Raw genomic sequence first — 5,751 nt, 5'->3', positions numbered from 1 at the left:
GAGCGTTGCAGGGCCGGGAACGGCGATTTGCGAAGAGCTGGAGGATCGGGTAAGTTGGAAAAGTTGCTCCGGAGCGATGGAGGGCCTGGTTGAGGGCCTGACGGGTGCCGGGTGCTCCTGTTGTTTGAGAACTCAATAGTGTGCCAAGTTTGTTGATACCAATTTTTTATTGGTTGAAATTTGTCGTGGTGTGCCACCCCCGTGGTGTGCTGCGATGTTTTTTGGCCTGGATTTGAATTTAGTGCATGTCTGCCGTCAATTTTCCTTGATGGTGGGTGTGTGTTTCGTTTGGAACATTAACGGAGAGTTTGATCCTGGCTCAGGACGAACGCTGGCGGCGTGCTTAACACATGCAAGTCGAACGATGATCCGGTGCTTGCACCGGGGATTAGTGGCGAACGGGTGAGTAACACGTGAGTAACCTGCCCTTGACTCTGGGATAAGCCTGGGAAACCGGGTCTAATACCGGATATGACCTGTTACCGCATGGTGGCGGGTGGAAAGATTTATTGGTTTTGGATGGACTCGCGGCCTATCAGCTTGTTGGTGGGGTAATGGCCTACCAAGGCGACGACGGGTAGCCGGCCTGAGAGGGTGACCGGCCACACTGGGACTGAGACACGGCCCAGACTCCTACGGGAGGCAGCAGTGGGGAATATTGCACAATGGGCGCAAGCCTGATGCAGCGACGCCGCGTGAGGGATGACGGCCTTCGGGTTGTAAACCTCTTTCAGCAGGGAAGAAGCGGAAGTGACGGTACCTGCAGAAGAAGCGCCGGCTAACTACGTGCCAGCAGCCGCGGTAATACGTAGGGCGCAAGCGTTGTCCGGAATTATTGGGCGTAAAGAGCTCGTAGGCGGTTTGTCGCGTCTGCTGTGAAAGCCCGGGGCTCAACCCCGGGTCTGCAGTGGGTACGGGCAGACTTGAGTGCAGTAGGGGAGACTGGAATTCCTGGTGTAGCGGTGAAATGCGCAGATATCAGGAGGAACACCGATGGCGAAGGCAGGTCTCTGGGCTGTAACTGACGCTGAGGAGCGAAAGCATGGGGAGCGAACAGGATTAGATACCCTGGTAGTCCATGCCGTAAACGTTGGGCACTAGGTGTGGGGGACATTCCACGTTTTCCGCGCCGTAGCTAACGCATTAAGTGCCCCGCCTGGGGAGTACGGCCGCAAGGCTAAAACTCAAAGGAATTGACGGGGGCCCGCACAAGCGGCGGAGCATGCGGATTAATTCGATGCAACGCGAAGAACCTTACCAAGGCTTGACATGGGCCGGATCGGGCTGGAAACAGTCTTTCCCTTCGGGGCCGGTTCACAGGTGGTGCATGGTTGTCGTCAGCTCGTGTCGTGAGATGTTGGGTTAAGTCCCGCAACGAGCGCAACCCTCGTTCTATGTTGCCAGCGCGTGATGGCGGGGACTCATAGGAGACTGCCGGGGTCAACTCGGAGGAAGGTGGGGACGACGTCAAATCATCATGCCCCTTATGTCTTGGGCTTCACGCATGCTACAATGGCCGGTACAAAGGGTTGCGATACTGTGAGGTGGAGCTAATCCCAAAAAGCCGGTCTCAGTTCGGATTGAGGTCTGCAACTCGACCTCATGAAGTCGGAGTCGCTAGTAATCGCAGATCAGCAACGCTGCGGTGAATACGTTCCCGGGCCTTGTACACACCGCCCGTCAAGTCACGAAAGTTGGTAACACCCGAAGCCGGTGGCCTAACCCGTTTGGGAGGGAGCCGTCGAAGGTGGGACCGGCGATTGGGACTAAGTCGTAACAAGGTAGCCGTACCGGAAGGTGCGGCTGGATCACCTCCTTTCTAAGGAGCGCCTCGAACCGTTGCGTGGCCTTCCTGTGTGTTGGTTGCGTGGGTTTGCAGGGTTGCCCGTTGCGCAGGCGTTTGTTCTGCGGCGGGTGCTCATGGGTGGAATATCAACGGATTTGTGGCCGGCCCTGGTGGCTGGTGCCTGGTTAGTACGGCCTCCCCTTTGGCGGGGTGGTTTGGAAGGCGGGTGCCGAGCCGGTTCGGGGTTGGTCCTTGGCACACTGTTGGGTCCTGAGGCAACAGGACCTTTTCTGCAGCGCAGAACCAAGGGTTTTTGTTGGCTTGGTTGTTTCCTGCACTGTCCGGTCATGGCTTTTGGTGCGCGTGTTTGGCGCGGGCGGGGGTTGTGATGGTGGTGACGGGGTTGTTGTTTGAGAACTACATAGTGGACGCGAGCATCTAGCAATTTTTGATGAACCTGGTTCCGGTTGTTTGACCGGGGCCGTGGTTCTCTCGAGATGAGCTGATTTGATCGTTTGTGGTCAAGTTTTTAAGAGCACACGGTGGATGCCTTGGCATCAGGAGCCGAAGAAGGACGTGGGAATCTGCGATAAGCCTGGGGGAGTCGATAACCGGACGTTTGATCCCAGGATTTCCGAATGGGGAAACCCCGCCCGGCGCGTTTTGCGTGACCGGGTGACCCGTACCTGAACACATAGGGTGCGTGGAGGGAACGCGGGGAAGTGAAACATCTCAGTACCCGCAGGAAGAGAAAACAACAGTGATTCCGTTAGTAGTGGCGAGCGAACGCGGACGAAGGCCAAACCGGTCCATGTGTGATAGCCGGCGGGCGTTGCATGGCCGGGGTTGCGGGACTTTCCGTTGCTGTTCTGCCGGACAGCTGGAGTGGGTGCAGGCGTATAGGTGAACGGTCTTGAAAGGCCGGCCGGAGAAGGTGTTAGCCCTGTAACCGGAATGCGTGCTGCCGCTTGGAGAGTATCCCAAGTAGTACGGGGCCCGAGAAATCCCGTGCGAATCTGCCAGGACCACCTGGTAAGCCTGAATACTACCTGATGACCGATAGCGGACCAGTACCGTGAGGGAAAGGTGAAAAGTACCCCGGGAGGGGAGTGAAACAGTACCTGAAACCGTGTGCTTACAATCCGTCGGAGCGGTCCTTGTGGCTGTGACGGCGTGCCTTTTGAAGAATGAGCCTGCGAGTTAGTGTTACGTCGCGAGGTTAACCCGTGGGGGGAAGCCGTAGCGAAAGCGAGTCTGAACAGGGCGTTGCAGTGGCGTGATCTAGACCCGAAGCGGAGTGATCTACCCATGGCCAGGTTGAAGCGACGGTAAGACGTCGTGGAGGACCGAACCCACTTCAGTTGAAAATGGAGGGGATGAGCTGTGGGTAGGGGTGAAAGGCCAATCAAACTCCGTGATAGCTGGTTCTCCCCGAAATGCATTTAGGTGCAGCGTTGCGTGTTTCTTGCCGGAGGTAGAGCTACTGGATGGCCGATGGGCCCTACAAGGTTACTGACGTCAGCCAAACTCCGAATGCCGGTAAGTCAGAGCGCAGCAGTGAGACTGTGGGGGATAAGCTTCATAGTCGAGAGGGAAACAGCCCAGACCACCAACTAAGGCCCCTAAGCGTGTGCTAAGTGGGAAAGGATGTGGAGTTGCCCAGACAACCAGGAGGTTGGCTTAGAAGCAGCCACCCTTGAAAGAGTGCGTAATAGCTCACTGGTCAAGTGATTCCGCGCCGACAATGTAGCGGGGCTCAAGTACACCGCCGAAGTTGTGGCATCCGTGCAGTATCCAAGCCTTCGTGGTTCAGGAGCGCGGATGGGTAGGGGAGCGTCGTGCTGCCGGTGAAGCCGTGGCGGAAGCCAACGGTGGAGGCTGCACGAGTGAGAATGCAGGCATGAGTAGCGAAAGACGGGTGGGAAACCCGTCCGCCGAATGATCAAGGGTTCCAGGGTCAAGCTAATCTGCCCTGGGTAAGTCGGGACCTAAGGCGAGGCCGACAGGCGTAGTCGATGGACAACGGGTTGATATTCCCGTACCGGCGAAAAACCGCCCATACCGAGCCGGTGATACTAACCGCCCAAACCGTGCGCCAGTGCCCTTCGGGGCCAGTGCGTGCGGGGCGCGCGGGACCTGATCCGGGGAGGTAAGCGTATTAACAGGTGTGACGCAGGAAGGTAGCCAGGCCGGGCGATGGTTGTCCCGGTCCAAGGGTGTAGGGCGAACGGTAGGCAAATCCGCCGTTCACGTAGCCTGAGACCTGACGGGACCCCCGTACGGGGGGATCTGGTGATCCTATGCTGCCGAGAAAAGCATCGACGCGAGGTTTTAGCCGCCCGTACCCCAAACCGACACAGGTGATCAGGTAGAGAATACCAAGGCGATCGAGAGAATTATGGTTAAGGAACTCGGCAAAATGCCCCCGTAACTTCGGGAGAAGGGGGGCCTGCCCCGTGATGGAAACACGCTTTCCGGAGCGGGTGTGGGCCGCAGAGACCAGGGGGAAGCGACTGTTTACTAAAAACACAGGTCCGTGCGAAGTCGCAAGACGAGGTATACGGACTGACTCCTGCCCGGTGCTGGAAGGTTAAGAGGACCGGTTAGCCCCTTTTGGGGCGAAGCTGGGAATTTAAGCCCCAGTAAACGGCGGTGGTAACTATAACCATCCTAAGGTAGCGAAATTCCTTGTCGGGTAAGTTCCGACCTGCACGAATGGAGTAACGACTTCCCCGCTGTCTCAACCATAAACTCGGCGAAATTGCACTACGAGTAAAGATGCTCGTTACGCGCAGCAGGACGGAAAGACCCCGAGACCTTTACTATAGTTTGGTATTGGTGTTCGGTGTGGCTTGTGTAGGATAGGTGGGAGACTGTGAAACCCGGACGCCAGTTCGGGCGGAGTCATCGTTGAAATACCACTCTGGTCACTCTGGACATCTAACTTCGGCCCGTAATCCGGGTCAGGGACAGTGCCTGATGGGTAGTTTAACTGGGGCGGTTGCCTCCTAAAGAGTAACGGAGGCGCCCAAAGGTTCCCTCAGCCTGGTTGGCAATCAGGTGTCGAGTGTAAGTGCACAAGGGAGCTTGACTGTGAGAGAGACATCTCAAGCAGGGACGAAAGTCGGGACTAGTGATCCGGCGGCACATTGTGGAATGGCCGTCGCTCAACGGATAAAAGGTACCTCGGGGATAACAGGCTGATCTTGCCCAAGAGTCCATATCGACGGCATGGTTTGGCACCTCGATGTCGGCTCGTCGCATCCTGGGGCTGGAGTAGGTCCCAAGGGTTGGGCTGTTCGCCCATTAAAGCGGTACGCGAGCTGGGTTTAGAACGTCGTGAGACAGTTCGGTCCCTATCCGCTGCGCGCGCAGGAAATTTGAGAAGGTCTGTCCTTAGTACGAGAGGACCGGGACGGACGAACCTCTGGTGTGTCAGTTGTACTGCCAAGTGCACCGCTGATTAGCTACGTTCGGATTGGATAACCGCTGAAAGCATCTAAGCGGGAAGCCGGCTTCAAGATGAGATTTCCATCCCCGCAAGGGGGAGAGGCCCCCAGCCAGACCACTGGGTTGATAGGCCGGATGTGGAAGCAGGGACTAAAGACCTGTGAAGCTGACCGGTACTAATAGGCCGATAACTTACACCACACACACATCAATGTGCTGCGCGTCCGCTATGTGGTTCCCAGACAACAACACCAGGGAAACCACGCATAACTGAATACACCGCCACCATGGCCGGCAATCCGCCGGCCCGGTCGGCCGGAACCACAGGTTTCCACCCCGCCAACACCCGGGGGTGGCACAGGGTTACGGCGGTCATAGCGCGGGGGAAACGCCCGGTCCCATTCCGAACCCGGAAGCTAAGACCCGCAGCGCCGATGGTACTGCACCCGGGAGGGTGTGGGAGAGTAGGTCACCGCCGGACACAACATCACAGGTCAAGGGGCACCGCCAACGAC

Annotated in this window: 3 rRNA genes; all 3 read left to right on the top strand. The window is 57.4% G+C overall.

The features are described from left to right. Positions 1 to 296 precede the first annotated feature (296 nt). Positions 297 to 1,819, top strand: a 16S ribosomal RNA gene (locus D477_RS00710). Between the two features lie 486 nt (positions 1,820 to 2,305). Further along, positions 2,306 to 5,437: ribosomal RNA gene (locus D477_RS00705) — 23S ribosomal RNA — on the top strand. Positions 5,438 to 5,600: 163 nt separating this feature from the next. Continuing rightward, a 5S ribosomal RNA gene (gene rrf, locus D477_RS00700) occupies positions 5,601 to 5,717 on the top strand. The 16S, 23S and 5S rRNA genes sit together here, the layout of an rRNA operon. The last annotated feature ends 34 nt before the right edge of the window (positions 5,718 to 5,751 follow it).

It is taken from the genome of Arthrobacter crystallopoietes BAB-32, assembly GCF_000328305.2.
GTDB classification, from domain to species: Bacteria; Actinomycetota; Actinomycetes; order Actinomycetales; family Micrococcaceae; genus Crystallibacter; species Crystallibacter crystallopoietes_A.
Note: the sequence above shows the minus strand (reverse complement) of the source record. Positions and strands in the feature narration are given on the sequence as shown.